Genomic DNA, 407 nt, shown 5'->3' with positions numbered 1-407 from the left:
CCCCCCTTTCTCTTCCTTTCTCCCTTCCCTTTTCCTTTCCCCCTCCTCTCTCTCCCTTCTTCCTCCCCCTCTCCCTCCCCTCTCCTTTTCCCCTCCTCCCCCCTCTCCCTCCTCCTTCGCTTCTCTTCCCCCCCTCCCTCTTCCCTCTCCTCCCCCTTTTCCCTTCTCCCTCCCCCGCCTCCTCTCCCCTCCCCTCCCCTCCCCCCTCCCTCCCCCCTCCTTCTTCCTCTCCCTTCCCTCCTTTTCTCCCTTTCCACCCTTACTTTCACTCTCCCTTTTCTTCTCTTCCTCCTTTTCCCTTCTCCTTCTTTCTGCCTCCCCTTTTCTTCTCTATCTTTCTTTCTTTCCCTCTCTTCCTTCCCCTCTCCCTTCCCTTTCCCTCTCCTCCCTCCCCGCCTCCCCTCTTG

1 protein-coding gene is annotated in these 407 nt (G+C 59.2%); it reads right to left on the bottom strand.

The genetic code is table 11. The features are described 5' to 3' along the window. On the bottom strand, positions 1–269 hold a 269-nt coding region (locus VE26_RS19060), incomplete at its 3' end, for a hypothetical protein (protein WP_210165396.1). Positions 270–407 lie beyond the last annotated feature (138 nt).

Source organism: Devosia chinhatensis, assembly GCF_000969445.1.
Classification (GTDB): domain Bacteria; phylum Pseudomonadota; class Alphaproteobacteria; order Rhizobiales; family Devosiaceae; genus Devosia; species Devosia chinhatensis.
Note: the sequence above shows the minus strand (reverse complement) of the source record. Positions and strands in the feature narration are given on the sequence as shown.